15 protein-coding genes and 1 pseudogene are annotated in these 16,791 nt (G+C 49.6%); 4 read left to right on the forward strand and 12 right to left on the reverse strand.

The annotated features are described in order from the left end of the window. Positions 1-479: 479 nt before the first annotated feature. The 4 genes from FVW59_RS19045 (at position 480) to FVW59_RS19060 (ending at position 3,999) form a co-directional block, all read left to right on the forward strand. Positions 480-1,241, forward strand: coding sequence for a hypothetical protein (locus FVW59_RS19045; RefSeq protein WP_148065974.1), 762 nt, complete (start codon positions 480-482; stop codon positions 1,239-1,241). 350 nt (positions 1,242-1,591) lie between these two features. After that, positions 1,592-1,891, forward strand: a complete 300-nt coding sequence (locus FVW59_RS19050) for a hypothetical protein (RefSeq protein ID WP_148065975.1) — start codon at positions 1,592-1,594, stop codon at positions 1,889-1,891. A gap of 246 nt (positions 1,892-2,137) precedes the next feature. After that, on the forward strand, positions 2,138-3,412 hold the full coding sequence (locus tag FVW59_RS19055) for a nitrilase-related carbon-nitrogen hydrolase (RefSeq protein WP_148065976.1): 1,275 nt from the start codon (positions 2,138-2,140) through the stop codon (positions 3,410-3,412). Beyond that, positions 3,409-3,999 (forward strand): cysteine peptidase family C39 domain-containing protein, encoded by a 591-nt coding sequence (locus FVW59_RS19060; RefSeq protein ID WP_148065977.1) that lies wholly within the window; start codon positions 3,409-3,411, stop codon positions 3,997-3,999. Before FVW59_RS19055 ends, FVW59_RS19060 begins: the two co-directional genes overlap by 4 nt. A 125-nt stretch (positions 4,000-4,124) precedes the next feature. Here FVW59_RS19060 and FVW59_RS19065 read toward each other — a convergent pair whose 3' ends face one another. The 12 genes and pseudogenes from FVW59_RS19065 to FVW59_RS19120 all read right to left on the reverse strand — a co-directional run bounded on the left by FVW59_RS19065 (position 4,125) and on the right by FVW59_RS19120 (position 16,516). Then, positions 4,125-6,401 carry an Ig-like domain-containing protein gene (locus tag FVW59_RS19065; protein WP_148065978.1) on the reverse strand — a complete coding sequence of 759 codons (2,277 nt, stop codon included), beginning with the start codon at positions 6,399-6,401 and terminating at the stop codon, positions 4,125-4,127. A 985-nt stretch (positions 6,402-7,386) separates the two neighbouring features. Beyond that, positions 7,387-8,028 carry a prepilin-type N-terminal cleavage/methylation domain-containing protein gene (locus tag FVW59_RS19075; protein ID WP_148065980.1) on the reverse strand — a complete coding sequence of 214 codons (642 nt, stop codon included), beginning with the start codon at positions 8,026-8,028 and terminating at the stop codon, positions 7,387-7,389. Then, positions 8,003-8,389: a type IV pilus modification PilV family protein gene (locus FVW59_RS19080; protein WP_148065981.1), complete on the reverse strand. Its 387-nt coding sequence runs from the start codon at positions 8,387-8,389 to the stop codon at positions 8,003-8,005. Before FVW59_RS19080 ends, FVW59_RS19075 begins: the two co-directional genes overlap by 26 nt. Beyond that, a complete protein-coding gene (locus FVW59_RS19085; protein ID WP_246139800.1) occupies positions 8,386-8,793 on the reverse strand; it encodes a GspH/FimT family pseudopilin in 408 nt (135 codons plus the stop codon). Before FVW59_RS19085 ends, FVW59_RS19080 begins: the two co-directional genes overlap by 4 nt. A gap of 42 nt (positions 8,794-8,835) precedes the next feature. Next, positions 8,836-8,898, reverse strand: a pseudogene (locus FVW59_RS19870) (prepilin-type N-terminal cleavage/methylation domain-containing protein); the annotation flags it as partial. 5 nt (positions 8,899-8,903) lie between these two features. After that, positions 8,904-9,332, reverse strand: coding sequence for a type II secretion system major pseudopilin GspG (gene gspG / locus FVW59_RS19090; protein ID WP_148065983.1), 429 nt, complete (start codon positions 9,330-9,332; stop codon positions 8,904-8,906). Between the two features lie 10 nt (positions 9,333-9,342). Next, positions 9,343-10,557 carry a type II secretion system F family protein gene (locus FVW59_RS19095; protein ID WP_148065984.1) on the reverse strand — a complete coding sequence of 405 codons (1,215 nt, stop codon included), beginning with the start codon at positions 10,555-10,557 and terminating at the stop codon, positions 9,343-9,345. Between the two features lie 21 nt (positions 10,558-10,578). Further along, positions 10,579-11,061 (reverse strand): type II secretion system protein GspM, encoded by a 483-nt coding sequence (gene gspM, locus FVW59_RS19100; RefSeq protein WP_187275982.1) that lies wholly within the window; start codon positions 11,059-11,061, stop codon positions 10,579-10,581. Between the two features lie 2 nt (positions 11,062-11,063). Next, positions 11,064-12,305 (reverse strand): type II secretion system protein GspL, encoded by a 1,242-nt coding sequence (gene gspL / locus FVW59_RS19105; RefSeq protein WP_148065986.1) that lies wholly within the window; start codon positions 12,303-12,305, stop codon positions 11,064-11,066. A gap of 4 nt (positions 12,306-12,309) precedes the next feature. Further along, positions 12,310-13,797 (reverse strand): GspE/PulE family protein, encoded by a 1,488-nt coding sequence (locus tag FVW59_RS19110; protein WP_148065987.1) that lies wholly within the window; start codon positions 13,795-13,797, stop codon positions 12,310-12,312. 8 nt (positions 13,798-13,805) lie between these two features. Further along, on the reverse strand, positions 13,806-15,764 hold the full coding sequence (gspD, locus tag FVW59_RS19115) for a type II secretion system secretin GspD (protein ID WP_187275983.1): 1,959 nt from the start codon (positions 15,762-15,764) through the stop codon (positions 13,806-13,808). Between the two features lie 98 nt (positions 15,765-15,862). Next, positions 15,863-16,516, reverse strand: a complete 654-nt coding sequence (locus tag FVW59_RS19120) for a type II secretion system protein N (RefSeq protein ID WP_148065989.1) — start codon at positions 16,514-16,516, stop codon at positions 15,863-15,865. Between the last annotated feature and the right edge of the window lie 275 nt (positions 16,517-16,791).

Below are 16,791 nucleotides of genomic sequence, written 5' to 3' on the forward strand. Positions count from 1 at the left end.
ACGCAGTGGCTTTGGGAATACAATAACGAGCGGCCAAATTCGGCCATCGGGGGAATACCTCCAACCCAGCTGCTACAGGCAGCATAACCCTCTACTCAAACGGGCGGTTAAAAATGGGGGGATTACATACACACCACAGGCCTTCCAGTTGGTCGCCATCGAGGCCTTATGCTTACGCAAGAACTCATCTGTACCAACCTTAGCGTCCTCGCCCAGTTCTGCGAGAAGGTCGGCCAGCGGCGCCTCCAGCGCCGGGCGTGACAAACGCTGAATTTTTGTATACGCGGCAGTTTCAAAATCGGGTTTCGTACTTCCGCCTCGTTTGATCGCTAAAGCTCACACTAGACACTCCCGCAATAAGAAAGTGTGATCAAGTTATCAAATTTGGTGAAATATTCGTTTGGCGCGGAAGGGTTCATTCTCCACTACCTATACTAGACTATAGGCTCTCATAAATGTATTCACTCCAAGGATGGATCATGATCACACCCCGCGTACCTTCACTCCTTTGCATAGTCCTGCTCGCTGCCACCCTACTCAGCGGTTGCGCTAGTGCCGGCTATAGAGACAACCCGCTTGCCCTGAAACCAGGCGATGTGCCAGCTGCGGATCTCGCCCGCTACAAATTGATTGAGGTCGGTGATACCTTCGATGATGCTGTTGCCACGACAAACAATTACGCTGCCCTGTACTACATGACCGCAGATGCTATTGACGGCATAACCTACTACTCCAGCGAAGTTGAGTTCTATTCCACCGCTATAGCGGCTATTGGGGGGGCACTGGGAAGCGCAGATGTGGCGATCGCCGCTACTGCGATCGCAGCAGGCACTTCTGTGTGGGAGAAGCGGTACAAGCGCCCGCTTCGATCCGCATCCTATCGCGTTGCAGCCTCTGAGATGGCCTGTTTCCACTTCAAACTATTGGAAATTAAGGCGGATGCCAATAACCCGGGTGATGCTGCTGCGACTGCGATCATCAAGAAGCAGGTGAATGATTCACGTTTCCGGCTCTCTCAGAGAAATATCAACCTCCGGCCGATAGTCCCTGACATGACCGCATTACAGAATGCATTTAGGGCCGAGGGCAACGCGGAGAAGGATATGTCGGATGGCCAAAAAGCAGGGTTTGCTGCTACAGCCCAGGCCATCCTGCAGAAGGATTTACTAATTACAAGGCTCCAGACCTGCGTTGTGCCTGAGACAGGAGCAAGTACAGGACCTGCAGGTCCAGCCAAGTAAACTCCTTTATAACTGAGGCCAGCCCGGCTGGTCGCGGGCCCGGCGCCTGTACGTGCCGCCAGTGACTCAGCCACTCAGCAAGTCCATCGCCCTTCAAGAGGTAGGGCGAGCCGAGGCGACACCTCGTCGAAAATGCGACGAGGCGGCCGCGGAGGCGATTTCCGCGCTTTCCACTCCCGGTTTGCGGATAGGGCCAGTAAAAACCACAATTTGATCTTGCCTTGCACAATCTAGCTAGCTAAGGTAGCGACCACTATATTCCCAGTTTGAGCCGATAGCAGGGGTCCTTCTGGAGATAAGTTAATAGTTCACGTGATATTAGAGATAAAGTTACCAATTTAGGAGAAGTCATGAGTAGTGGCAGTCTTAGACACCTGAATTCATTGCTTGTTGGTGGATTGCTTCTAATCAGCAACATGAATGGCCAAGCCCAAGACATTCCAGCTGATAGAGAACCTCAGCTTGAAGCAATGCGTACCTGCCTTGTCAACGAGTATGACGCGAATAAATCTTTAGGCTTTGATGCGCTAGTAGAAAATTGCAGACCACTTGTGTCAGCGTTCCTGAACACTTATACATCAGATCAACACGACAATATAATGAATCAGATCCGACGGGCTGAAGCACGCTATCGTCTAGAAAATCCGTAGTCGAACTTATAACTAACTAGCAAGTATTTATGCACAGGTATAGATCTCAAGCCTCTGTCTTACACAAGCGTTGTTAGCGTGGGTTCCGAAAAGCATGTCCCTGTGGGAAGCTTGCTCCTTGCCTGCAGTAGTGGACTGTTGTTCTTAGCTGCACTTCCGCCCCTTGGTTGGTTTCCTCTCGGGTTGGTTTGTCTGGCACCTCTGATAGTCGGATTAACCAGAGCCCCGCTATGGCTTTCTCCAATTATGGGAGCTTTGTTTGGGATCGTTTCTTTCTGGAGCATCCCGTATTCACTGATCGCTTGGGGATGGGATGTTACTTTCTATTCGGTCCTTATACTGGCGAGTTTCTTTGCACTTATAGGACTTCTTCCGAAGTTGTTAGGACGCTTTTTCGGAACGCAGTATGTCTGGATTGGTTTTCCGTTGTCATATGGTGTAGTCCAGATGATTGGAGAATACATCGTATCTGTCCCAGTCTTGCTTTCAGTTATATTCCCTGTTGATATGTTTGATGGCCGTATATTATTCGGCGCGATCGGGGGTAGGGGAGTAGATGTTCTTCTGTGTGGACTAAACTCTCTAATCGCAGGTATGTGGTTAGCTGATAATCAACTAAAGCGACGTTTTGCCGTGGCGATAGTGGCATTATGTATCGTTACACTACTGCCACTAATCTTGCTCTTGGACGATAAAGTACCTCAAGAAGAGCTGCGTCTCAGTGTTATAACAGTAGATAATAATACGAGTTTTGATCGGGCCGCGCGGATCCCCTTTTCAATTGCTGCAAGGAACCAGATAGAAGCAGATATCGATCGACTTACAGGGGAGGCGATAGCGAAGCAACCAGACATCATACTTTGGCCCGAAAGCGCAAACGGTCTGGCGAACCGCCAATTAAAAAGTCGTCATGATAAATTTGCCATCATGGCGAAGTCTAACCCCTACCTTCTGATTGCGGGTAGCAAGTCGTACTCCGGCCAGAATGTTCAACATAATGTTGCAGAGATTATCGATACAGGAAAATATATTGGCCAGGTCGGAAAGCAGCACCTTGTCCCGCTTCTTGAAAGTTCGCTGGTTTCTGGTGATGCCGACCCTGTAGTGGTTGGAGAGAATCGCATTGGTGTCGGCATTTGCTTTGATATCGCGTTTCCGGGCGCAATTGGTAATATGGTTCGGGAGGGCTCGGAGGCGATACTAATTCTTTCAAACGATGCATCTTTTGGTATTTCGGGCCTGACGTACTTGCACCTCCGATACGCGTCAGTTCGGGCTATGGAATTTGCCCGGGAAGTGCTCTTCTTTTCCAATACCGGCCCATCAGTGCTCCTCGGTTTGGATGGGCGGGCCATCTCAGGCTATATCTACGCTAAAAATTCCCAGTTGGCGACACATTACCTAACACCACAAAGCGCAAAGACCGTATATGCTCGCAGTCCCTGGCTAGCGCCGCTCATTGTGTTGGCCATCGTCCAGCTTGTACTGTTGGGTATAGGTCGGTTTAGAAAAGCATCGTGATACGCTTTATCTACAACACGGCGATAGTGCTCGTTATGTCAGTGGTGACATTATTGTTTGCAATGACACTACACACAGTGTCATTGCTCGTTGCGACACCCTTTTCATTCTCGGATGTTCTTAAAGATGTTGAAGCGCGAATACAGCGACCGACCTATCAAGATTCGATAGCACAGAAATTTCGTTCGGGGAGCGTGATAGGCACTGGACGAACAGCATTAGCTTATACGCTGGCAAGATTCGGCGAGTCGGTCGACCTCGACGATGTTGGAATTGGTCTACATCCCCCCGCAGGACGGGACACATTAGCGCCGCGACAAATAACCAGGGCTGGAAGAGTCTTAGGCTATCAAGTGGCGTTGGAGGAATCCTTTCGGAGCAATGAACTGCCAGTGATTGGGTTGCATCCTGCTATTGCCGAAATGGTAGGCGGTTTGTACGTGGTTTTGCATCAAATCAGTGAAAATTCGGTCACCCTCTTTGATCCCAGAATAGGGCGGGTGATCACGATTTCAAGAAATGACTTCCAATCGCAATGGAATGGTATCGTCATTCGGCTGATACCAGGCTTATTGGTTCGTAGATAAATTGTGGCACTTTGCATAGCGCACACTGTTGTTCAGCTATCTTGTATAGCGTGACGCCTCTTTTGGGCGTCACGCTTTGCGCAGTAACCGGCTTACGATAAGCCTTGTATTGTTCCGCCTCGCAGTTAGTCGTCACCACTTTCGGGCGATTCTTCGATACAGAAATCTGGTTGTGGTGAGGCACTGCAAGCATTGACCGTACAAGGGATGGTAAAGCGGTTCGATGTGGGGATACCCCCTGATTCTGGGATAGTTACCGTTGCCGTGACTTCGCCCGAAATAATTTCCTTCGAGGTTCCACCGCCCATAGTAAGCTCAAAACGACTAGGACCGGGTAAATTTGTATTCCCTACATTGAAGTTAACCTCACCTTCCAATGGACATGCGTCAGATGTCACCGAGATCTCGGTACCAAATGGCAGTACACCGTTGTATACGTCAGAGGTGTAGAATGTAAACTTGGACTTCTGATCGCTAGTGCGCATCTCACTAAGGCGTCTTGGTGACGTTGTGTCGGCAGTGTAGTAGCCGCCAAATGGCTCGTTGCCTGACATTATAATGACAACACTCGCACTTACTGTAACGGGTGCTCGCGAACAATCACCTGCAGTCTCTGCAGCGGCTGAGCAAAGGCTTCCGTTGTAGATCCCGTTGCCGTCGTCATAGACACCATTATTGTTGTCATCCAGGAAGGGCTCTTCGTCCCCGCCATCAAGTGAACAGTTTGGGTAACAGCTGCCTGCCGTTGTGGCATTTCCAAATTGCCCATCCTCGTTGTGGTCCATAAATGCTTCTGGAAGATCTTCGAAAGGCTCGTTGCTGTCGTATACACCGTTACCATTGGAATCGATAAAACTTTCGTCACCTTTTGTATAAGCCAGTATGGTTGTTCTACCACCCTCTGGTTGCCCCAAGGACTGCGGACAAGGTGTGTCAAAAAATGAATCACTGCCAATGATGCATGGCGTATTCTGCAATGTCCGCAAATATGCTGGTTCTCCAAATTTATCCTCAAAGGTCGGGAACAGTGGTCGACGTGGTGACTGGCTGCTCCAGGTTGCGGCACAGCTCCCGTTCACGGTTGAACAGGTAGCCGACACGCGACCATATTCGGTCATTAGAAAAATAACCGTTTCATCTGGGATTGGACCATTGAACCTATCGGCAGCACTGATAAAGAGTTCTGTAGTAATGCCATCATAGTTTCCGCCACCCGGATTTAGTTGAGCGGCAACTAGCGAGAGTGAATCGCTGTCGGGGCGACCGGTGCTGATAACAATGTCGGGAGACGTAGATGACAGGACGCCGCTTGAGAGGCTCACTGATGCGGTAACCCTAACAACGCCAGGGGAATTGCCAGCCAATACATTGGCCTCTACCTCACCAGATTCATCACTGATGTCGATACTTCTGTCTAAAGAAGCGTCAGCTCCGGACCCTGCCAGCTGAAAATTGACCTCAGCTCCCTGAGCGGGATTGCCATCACTATCCAGTAGAGTGAAAACAACAAGTGATTTATCCGGGACAACGCCATTTCCTGAATCGCGTAGAGCAATCGTCGTGTGGGAAATGGAGGCTTGTTCAATTGAAAATGCACTGGGTGGGCCAATATCTATCGATCCACTGGCTGCATGACCCGGAAGGTCGTTGAAGGTCATTTCTACCGTGTCGAGTCCGCGGCAATCAAGCGGACGATAGATGGCTTGTACCTGCCCAGGTTCTGAAGACGAAACTATTTCAACGACTGATTTCGCTGGGTCAGCATCTAGGCATCGGCTGCTTATCGTCGGAGAGAATGTTCCGTCAACGGAGCTACCATCGGTGTTGATGATGCTGACTGTAAGTATGGCCTCACCATTGCCGGCAATTGACGGTTTATCTACATGAATCAGCGATTCTACAAAACCACCTTCCTGCTCGCTTCCGACAGATACGGGGGCCAAGCCTACTTCGAAATAGACTTCTTGAACTACCTCTTTGTACGTTACGGTTACGGTGCCTGCAGTACCAGGTTTCTCAGACGCAACTGACAGTCGTGCCGAGGCGTATCCTGACGAGTCAGTCAATACATCCCCGGATTCGGTATCGAGCTGTCCCAATGAGGTAGTGAGATTAACAGGCTTGCCAATCTGGGGCTTCTTGTTTCCATCCCTGATTCTTACGCGAATCTCAAGAGGTCTGAGCGCATCTACAACGCTGGATTCGACCTCACTGTTTGCAGTGAGAGTTATGGCATCAAGTAATACCTGCTCTTCAGGCGGGGTACCGTTCTGGTTAGCTGGATCAGAAAATGTGGGGCCATCGTCTCCGCTTCCTCCGCCACCGCCACCACAGCCACTTAGAACTAAAGCCAGCATTAGAACGATTGATGATGCGCCTTGTCGATGGAAATGGCATAGCATGTTAATACATATCCTCAGTTGTTACGGAATGAAAGAAAGTTTTCAGATGTTTTATCTTGGATGCTTGGTGCTATCAATACATCCGGCACTTGGCGGCTTAAGATGGTGGATCGACCTGAGCTGCCATTGCGGTGTACTAGCGTGCGCAGCGTGCGAGAAGCCTTGCCAGCTGTAGCCGTCGTGAATACCTCAAAGAACTCGCTTGAATTGCCAACATTAAGTGAAGAGCGACTCAGGCGACTCAATAAGGGATTCACGGATTGCTTTAAGTTCACGGATAATCTCATCTCTCGACGGAATGCTAGGAATTCGCGAATCTGGGCCTCGGAAGCCCCTCCGAGCATCGCTACCAAGAGTGGTTCCGGTGTTGTCTGAAGGTTAATTGGTGTGCCAGGCGGCAGGACGGTGAAGTGTTGAAGCAGCATTCGAAGCGAATGTTCATCGAGTAAGCTCCTGGATGCGAGGCGATGAATCCAATTGTGAAGTCGAGCTTCGTTAAATGGGGAAGTAGTTGAGGCATAGCTATCCGATTGGACCAGTTGTTCTAAGGCGGCACACATGTGATTGACGATGCCGAGCTCTCTACAAAACCTGTGGTACACCTCAGACGACTTTCTTTGCCCGATTGGATTTGACTGAGTTGACAGCTCTGAAAGGTTAAATTTTGATTGTAGATCGATTACGGTCATGCTCACCCGGATAGGGTTCGACCGATCTTGAGAGATAATATAGTGTTCCTCAAGCTGGCCTGGCCGTGTTCGCTCATTATTGGTCAATGAATCGCGGGGTAGAGATAGCGACGCGAGAGCTTTCGCTTCTGCGTCGAGTGTTGCATAGTGCAGTTGCGTATAAGCCTCATACTCTCGTACTAGTTCCGTTGATTTGTTCGTCTGGATGGACAAAGAAAAGCTTAGCGAAGCTAGTATGGCAGTAATAACGAGTACAATTATGAGGGCAATGCCAGCGTTCGCGGCTCGATCACCTCTCATGGATGGATAACGTAAGAGATAGTGTTACCCTCAGCATCGGTAGCTATCATCTCAACTAGGCTGGGAATAACCAAATCAGAAGAATAATACTGTTGACCGGCAGTTTCTCTACGCCCGATTTCGGGCCATCGTTCAACGATACGGCCCTGATGATCCTTGATTTTGAACTCTGCGGTGGCGATGTCATGCAGAACGCTATTCATTCCTTCAGGCTGGTCTACAAACCTTTGTACAACTATATAGCCTCCGACTAACGTATTTCTCTCAAATGAATAAGTTATCGTTTCCAGTAAGGTGTTGTGGCTGCTCCTAAGTAATCGGGGGTCTTTGATACGCTTGAGCACTAGACGATCGGATTCCCGCCTGTCGAAAAGAATCGGAAAAGGTTTTAACAGATCGGCATTATTCGATACATCGATGATATTTCTAGGCAGCGATTGTAGTTCCCACCGTAATGCCCAATGCGACAAGATTCGTTGCTCTATTCGGGCCGTTACAGCGGCCCCCGCCTTGATAGACTCCGTCGCTTGAGTGATAACCCGATACGCTGCACTTCCAATCAACGAGAGGATTGAAACTCCAACGAGTAGTTCGAGGAGCGTAAAGCCATTTTCATTTGTTCGAAGTGGCGTGGCCATACACTCCTCCTTGCAGCTGAAATACAGGATTCGCAGGTATTTCGGTAGCGCCGTCAAAAACTGATACAAGAACTTTGAAGTAGTGAGAGTGAGTGGTTTCCAGAATTGCGACGGATGAACGAAAAGCCACCCCGTCAATGACCTGTTCTGATTCTCGAACTCCTGGATGAACTGCTGAGTCTGCGCGAATCGATTCTATGGTATTTGAGGCTGCTATTATGGCGAGCGACCTTTTCTCTAGCTGGGCAGTGGCTTGCAGTCGAACTTCGTTGCTGTGGCCAAGCGCCAGCACCGCCGTAGCAAAAATGCCAAGGGCCAGAACCACCTCAATTAATGAGAATCCACATTGTCGGTTCGTCATCGTTCTACCTCTCCTGTGGCAAGAACGGTAAGCAGCACTTCTTCGCCATTTCCGTTATCGTCAGGCAAGATGAGCTGGCCGCCGGTGCCAGTTCCATCTGGCAGAAAAATCATAGCGGAACAGAGGCTATGGTCACAGTTTTTGTCGGATCTGATACCGTTCTCATTGAGAAGATACCTACCTGCAGCATTGGCCCTTATCTGGACAGGCTCGAAAAGCGGTACTGTTGAATGTACCAGCGGATTTCCGCCATTGCCTTTCTTCGCGAGGTCCGCCGATGGAGACCAGTATCCGATTTGGGCAGTACCCCCGGTTATTGTGAGAGAAGTTGGAACACCACTGTAAATGGCTAGATAGCGCGCCTTGTCAACCACATTTGCCAGTTGTGAGGTGTTCTTGGCCATCATTGACTCAGTACGATCTGCGCTCAGCCACACACTCTTGGCCACGATCGCCATTAGTGCTATGACACAAAGAAGCTCGAGAAGGGTATAGCCGCGTTGGGACATCCGGTTTAGATTTCCCAGCTGCCTATATCTGCATCCTTACCCGTACCCCCTTCCCTCTTATCTGCGCCAAGAGAATAGAGGTCAAAATCACCATGCTCCCCGGGACTGAGATAGAGGTAGGTGGCACCCCAAGGATCAGTAGGAAGCCCTGATCGTTTCAAGTAGCTTTTGGGCTTCTGACCGGCTCCCGCACTCGAAGATTCGATAAGCATTTCCAGGCCCTCTTGTGTGCTAGGGTACTGGTCATGATCTAGTCGATACATCTCCAATGCTTGCATGATGGTACTGATATCAGATCGGGCCGTTGCAGCTTTGGCATCGTCAACACGACCCATCAGGTTCGGCGCTACCATTCCGACTAGCAATGAGATAATGGCAACAACCACCATGATTTCCAGCAAAGTGAACCCCTGGAGCGATTTGCGAAAGGCCATGAGTAGATCCCTAGAAAAGAGTATTCATTTGAAATATCGGTTGGAGTACTGCCATTACTACCGTAAAAACAATAGCGGCGACAAGGAGGAGGGCGAGTGGTTCAGCCATTGCTGCCAATGTGGCCAATCGACTGTTCGCCTCATCATCTAAAAGGCCGGCTGTTTGCTTCAACATTGCATCAAGCTGTCCCGATGCTTCTCCACTTTCGATGAACTGGACAAATAGTGGTGGGAATACGGAGGTTTGGGAAAATGCGACGCCGAGACTCTTTCCCTGCTCGACGGCATTGCCGGCCTGCCGAACAGCGCGTTGCAATTCGGAGTTGGTGGGAATTTCTGAGCAGATCCGCAAGGCCTCGATAAGATGGACGCCGCTATGTGTGAGTATGTACAGTGTGTAAGCAATATGCTGCGTGGATCGTATGACGACCACACTGCGTAGTAATGGTATCTTCAGTACTAATCGGTCTAGAGCCTGACTGACATTTTTCCGCTTTAAAATGCGGCTGAATATCGCCACTGCCCCAGCTAGCGAGACTAGCATCAGTATCCAGTACTCTTGAATTAAGAGGGTTAACTGTAGAACGGATAGCGTAAGTGGTGGAAGAGGCTGCTCGTTCTGGTCAAAGACCTCTACAAAACCGGGTACGATATTGATCATTAAAAGCATGACCACTGCTACTGCCACCGTCAGCAGTATCATTGGGTAAGTGAGAGCGCTTTTCACTGTCCTCAGTGTTCGTTCCAAGTTCATCAGGTATTCAGATAAGCTGATGAGAATGGTGTCGAGAGAGCCCGACTGCTCTCCAGCTCGGATACTAGAAATGACGAGGGTGTTCGCCACCGTCTTGTGGTGCGTCAACGCGGCAGCTAAGCTTTCGCCTTCTAGAACTCTGCTGCGTATGTCGTAACAAAGTCGGCTTATTGCGCTCTTATTATTTATAGCGGTGTACTTCAATGCCTGTTCGAGTGTTACACCAGCCTTCAACATCGTGCCAAGCTGGAAAAGTACAGCGGCTACATTTTTTCTCGAAACGCTTTGATATGGCTTCCGAAAAGGCCAAATTTCATCCCATCTGTCCAGCGTCCCTGCTGGACGCAATTTGAGTATCGTCATTCCTCGAGAGCGAAGCTCTTGCCGCGCTTGCTGCTCTGACTCTGCATCGATAACGCCGGAGTCGGAGGAACCACCCTGATTGATGACGGAGTAATGGTAAGTGGCCATATCGAAGCAATCTCCCGTTCTCTAAAGCGAAAGATCCAGCTGGACACTCGCTACACCTGGCTCCGATTTTCTTGTGAGTAATAGTCGATTTATCGTTACGTCATGATTGACGACCAGGTCATCCAGCCACCCCATAAGATTACTTACTGGTGCTTCATCTACCCACAGCTGCAGATTCTCGTCGTCAATCGGCAGGAATCTATCAATGACTAATTCCCGTCTCTCGGCTGTACTTGTTGCAACGCTAATGAGTGAGCCCGAATGATTGTTTGCTTTTCCGTCGCGTGATGCTGAGGAACCCTCCAAAACCATTTTGGCTGTTTGCATATACGCATGCAGTCCCGCCTCTTGCTCCAGCCCAACAATTGCGGCTCTGTAGGTATCGCGTTGCCCGGCTACAATGATAAGCATCAGAACAAGGACGGTCGTCAGTCCGAGACGAGCCGCAATCCGGGAATGATTGCTGACCGGATGCGGTGATCGATCTGGTTTACTCGTTGGCATGCTCATTCCGATCTGACACTAAGGGTTGCTACGACGGATGCGTCATGCTTGGTCATTGAATCGATAACGACTTTATAACCCAGCTTGGAAAGTTTTCTTTGATAACGTTCCACGTCTGGAGCAGAATTTAAGCTGAGACTGATGGTCAGTTTCAAAGGCGAGGCACTGAACTGGACTTGCTGTAAACCGCCGATTGTGTGCTCGGTTAGTCCATCTAGTTGAATAATCGCGTCGTTGAATAGACGATGAAAGACACCCGTTGCTGTAATGTCCTGTTGTGTCGCCAAATGCTGCTTGGTTTGAACACGGACATTGATGATTTTTTTGTCGTCTGGAAAAAGTGATTGATAGATACCGATTGCTTTAGCATGTTCTTCTTTGCTCACTAGGTTTATGCGATGAGCTTCGTAGGAATATGCCCCAATGCTTCCCAACAACGTGAAGAACAGTGCGCCAAGCAAGAAGCGTAGTGATTCTGACCATCCTACTAGTGAAGTGTCACGGTTAAACTCACCCGCGGCGAGATTGATGCACGCAAATTGCAAGTCATCGGGAAGTTCGAGCCAGGACGACCACTGTGTGGCCATCGTGATCTTTGCACCAGTTTTCTCGGTGATGACACGTGTGACGGAGGATGATGTGTCAGACTGAGAGTAGACTGTTGCCGTTTCATACCTCATTGGGAGCGATGCAAGGTAATGCGGCAGAATATCGGTTGATACGGCGGTATAGACGCCCTCAGCCTGTATTACAACGCGTCGGCTTGCAATCCAGAAATGGACGCCGTCTCGCTTACGGGTGACATCCAGATCTCGGTATATTTCTTTGAAGTAGATATCCCGATCTTCAAAGGGTTCGAGTAACTCGGCGAGGACGTCACGCTGGATCGTGATTACTTTTACTGAGGTTGGATTTCTTGATCGTTCCAGGACGATATGCTCAGATTCTAGCGTTGTCGCTATTTGGCTTTCGATGAGAAAGGGCGTTGCCTGCCGTGTTTTCTTTACGCTTTCCTGTATCAGCGGAAGATCAAAGTATGTCGTCATTTCTGTCGGAATTAACAACACCTTTCTGACTTTTGCGTTCTTTAGCTTGGCTTCTATATGTGCAGGGAATTCATTCGTCACAATAGCTGAGTGACTTTCCCGGTGTTGCCCATCGAATACTTCAATGTCGTAGCATGGCGAGTCATTTGGCGACTCCCATGCGGAATGCTGTCTTAGTAAGATTAGGTGATCGTTCACGTCTTCAGCTGCTGCTTACGCGCATAACTTCTGCCAGTGTTGTCAGCCCTGTTGACGCCTTGTGAAGGCCGTCATGTAGTAGTGGCGTATAGGTATCACCCAGGCTGGAAATCAGCTCTTGCTCAGATGCACGATTATGAATATTGAGCCTTAACGCATCAGTCGCAGGTATGAACTCGAAGATCCCTATTCGACCCGCGTACCCCTTGCCGCTACACTGAGGGCATCCGACTGGATCGTACAGTTCTGTAGCGACTTTCCCATGACTTTTTAGCAGAGCAGATTCTGATTCGGTGGGTTTCCGGGCTTTTCGGCAATGAATGCACAGCAGTCTTACCAGTCGTTGACTGACCAACAATTCAATTGTCGACGCAACAAGGAATGGTTCCGCATCCATGTCTACGAGCCGGCTTACCGCTCCAATAGCGGTATTAGTGTGTAGTGTTGATAGCACCAAGTGGCCTGTGAGGCTGGCTTGAATGGCGGTTTGTACTGTTTCTGGATCTCGTATCTCGCCAACCATAACGACATCCGGATCCTGACGTAACATGGCCCTAAGTGATTTTGCAAAACTCATTCCCGCCTTGGGGTTTACCTGCGTTTGTCCAATACCTTCCAGCTCATACTCTATTGGATCCTCGACTGTGAGAATGTTCTTCGAGCGAGTGTCTAGTTGCTGTATGCCTGCGTACAGCGTGGTGGATTTTCCAGAGCCAGTCGGTCCGGTAATGAGGACAAGTCCCTGCGGCTTATTCAAAGCCGTTTCAAGAGTAATCCGCTGCCAGTCAGACAACCCCATGGAATTCAAGTTGATGGCGGATGTATCTTTGCTGAGCAGTCTGAGTACTATGCGCTCTCCGTGTCGAGTGGGCAGAGTTGAAACACGCACATCAAACTCGCGTTGAGACAGAACTACCGTAATGCTGCCATCTTGGGGCACCCGCTTCTCAGCGATGTCCATATGAGCCATGACTTTAATTCGGGAAACGAGGGCTGTCACCAGGGCCCGGCTTGGCCGTGCGATATCCTGCAACACTCCGTCAATGCGATATCGGATGGCAAAATACTCGCCATAGGTTTCTACGTGAATATCCGATGCCTTTTGCCGTATCGCATCAACCAGTACGGCGTTGATCAGCCGCACGACCGGTGCGCTTTCATCCGACTGTGAAAGTAAGTCCTGAGTCGATTTGAAAACCTCATCGATACTGCGATGTGTTTCTGCGGAAACCTGGTCTGCAATGTCCTTTGTCTTCGACCCAGCCTCTTCGAAGTACTTGTTGACCCGATCAATGAATTCTTCTGCCTGGATGCATACTATATCTACATACGGCCCACCAATTCTTTGACACTCCAAGAGCGCTGCGGGCGCGGTGTTCGAAGTAATATATGCAGTCGTACGATTACTGGCAGATTGAACAAACAGATTATGTTCTCGTGCAAATGCCAGCGAAACTAACGATTGGGGGCTGGTCGTTTCGATAGCTGACATGCTCGAATTCACTGTGCACCAACGTCGGGCTGGACTGAGCCTTGATTCACGGCCGAACTTTCATCTGACGCTTCAGGACCTTGTGTTGAATTATCCCAATAGGCATCTTCACCAATGTGTGGCGGTTCGTGGGGAACAAGAAACGTATCGATTTTCTCGTTGATGTATGATTGATCCTGTGAGATCTGGTTGAATTGCTGCTTGGTTAATCTGGCGCCTTCATCTGAGCTTGCCAGAATGGTCGGGCGGATGAATACCATCAGATTGTTTTTTCTGACCTGCGTCGCTTTCCCTTGAAACAATCGGCCGAGTAGAGGTATGTCTGACAGCAGTGGGACGCCTTGTCCGGATTCCTGAAGTTCGTCGCGCATTAATCCCCCGAGAACGAGAATCTGATCGTGCTCGATAAGAACTTTGGTTTGTATTTCCCGTTTATTGGTCACAACATCCGCGGTACTCGTTACCGAATCAGATAAGCTCTCAACTTTCTGTTCGATTTCCAAAGTAATGGATCGGTTCATATTAATCTGAGGCTTGATTGCGAGTGTAATACCAATGTCCTGCCGGGTAATCGTTTGAAACGGGTTACTTGTGGGAGAGGCGCTACTCGTGGATGACCCAGTGATAAATGGGACGTTTGAACCAACCAGTATTGTCGCTTCCTCGTTATCAAGGGATACAATCGTTGGCTTGGACAGAATGTTTGCGGCGCCGCTGGTTTCCAGCGCGCGGATCAGCAATCCGGTCTCGTCGGCACGCAGGAATCCCAGGGAAAGCCCGGGTCCAAGCCCGGGCAAATCCGGTACCGGGAGGTTCTTGGTCAGGGTAGAGTTGCCTGCAAAACCGCCTTCTATATCAAGCAGTGCACGCCATTCAACCCCAAGATCTTTCGCATCCTCCTCATTGACCTCGACGATGAGCGCTTCGACTACCACCTGCATTCTTCGCTGATCCAGTTGAAGGATGACTTGGCGCATTTCATCGATAACCGTCGGTGTCGCGGTAATGATCAGCGCATTGTGCTCTTCGTTCACTTCTATAATGACTGCTATGTCAGGTTTGCCGGCCTGCATGTCGCGGGATCGAATGCCTTCTGAGATCGCCTTTAGGGATTCGGCTATGCTTTGTGCGTCAGCATACTCAAGGAAAACCACTTGCGTGTTAGCACTGTAGGTATTGGGCGTGTCCAATCGATTGATCAGGCCGATGACAGGTTTAACGCTTTCTTCGTCTCCGCTCACAAGTATTGAGTTTGACCGGTCGTCAGCGGTGTACAGCAGCTTGCCCTGCGCATTGTCAGCTTTTTTGGGAAGCACTTCCTGCAATCGAGACACGATATCAGTTGCTTTGGAGTGTTGGAGTCGTATGACACTGACGTTTGTCGAGTTATCACGGTCAATCCGATCGATAATCTCTTCCAGCCGGTTAACGACCTGCGCTCGATCCGCCACCAAGAGACTGTTCGACTCCGGGAAAACGACCACCGTCGCGCCGTTTGAAAGAAACGGTTTCAGCCGACCAGCAAGGGCATCCGCCGATTGGTGTTCGATAGGTATGACTTTTGTGACAACTTGCTCTTTGCCAGCATTCTGATTTCCTTCCGCGATGGCACTTGTGGAGGAGGAGGACAGTGTTTCAGGGAGCACCTTGATGGTGTCGTCTGATTCCACAGCTATAAAACCATAGACTTGAAGTACGGACTGAAAGATTGACCCTACTTGAACTGCAGGGATGGGCTCACCGGCAATTACGGTGACCTTCCCCTGGACGGCGGGGTGCACAATGATGGTTTTATCAATGTACGCAGAGGCCCATTGGATCAGGTGCTTGATATCCGCGTTTTCCAATGACAGCGTAATTTTTTCTCCTGCGGTTGCTTCCTGGGCATGTGGCGCCGGTATCGATTGCAAGAAGAGAACGATAAAGAGAAAGGTATATCTTTGCTTGATGGAGAAAAAGGTGTTCAAGAGAATTCCAAAAAATAATGAAGTTTAGATGCTTACTGGAGCTGTGTTGCAGCCACCTTTATTGGTTTTAACTGAGGAAGCATCGAGATGTGTGCTTTTTATCGTTCGTTAAGTGAGTAACGTGTTGCCTGACTTTTCCGTCCGCGTTGATAGCGGGATGGATCCGTATGCTTGACTGGCTCGTGTAGCCTAAGCACTTCCAGCACGGATCCTCGGGAAATGATGACCTCTGCCTCTCTGATACTATGAAGGATTACGCCATCCTGTATTTCTTCCTTGGGATAGAAGCGATTTGAGCCCGAAGATTCTACAGCGATGACGGCGCTGGATCGTTCTGCGTCACTGGTAAAAGTGCCAATGAGCTCAATATTGAGCGTGGTTTCTGGTAGCAATTCTGTCGATATCCCCAGGGCGGTACCCGCTGGCTGCCCCATTATATGTTTGGAAATATGGTCTTCGAGTTTGGGTATGTCTGGTAACTCGCCTGTCCTCGCGAAATTACGCTGGTGGTCAGTAGGCAGCGCTATGGCTTCGCTGCTCTGTGTTTTGGGATATAAGCCGATATCGTGGCCCACGAATGCTGCGCCAACGATGATTACCAGTATCCCGGCGACATAGTAGAGCCTGTCTGTAGGTAGACTGACAATGGAGGCTGGCATAATTTCAAAGAATATGATCGATGTTAGGTTATTGCCGCGTTTAACCGAATATTGCTGGACGCAGGGTTCTCTTGGCCTTTTGCCGAGGCCCATCGACAACTGCGGGCAATGAACTCGAAAGAGCCTGTTTTCAGCTAGAAAGCCAGGCCGACAGAGAGCCGGAAAATTCAGCAACTGCAATTTTTCAAAATTTTAGGTTGCTCATCGTACCCCATGTGGAATATGGTAGCGACCATTAATTTCCCAAAATGTTCCATGAAGGCGCGTTCTTGGGTGAAGAAGAACAAATCAACAGGGGGCGTGGCCGCGTGCAGGATGCGCGCTAGCTACTAAGAGACCATTTTAAGTTTAATACCCAGTATGAGCGG

It is taken from the genome of Parahaliea aestuarii, from assembly GCF_008064635.1.
Taxonomy (GTDB): Bacteria; Pseudomonadota; Gammaproteobacteria; order Pseudomonadales; family Halieaceae; genus Parahaliea; species Parahaliea aestuarii.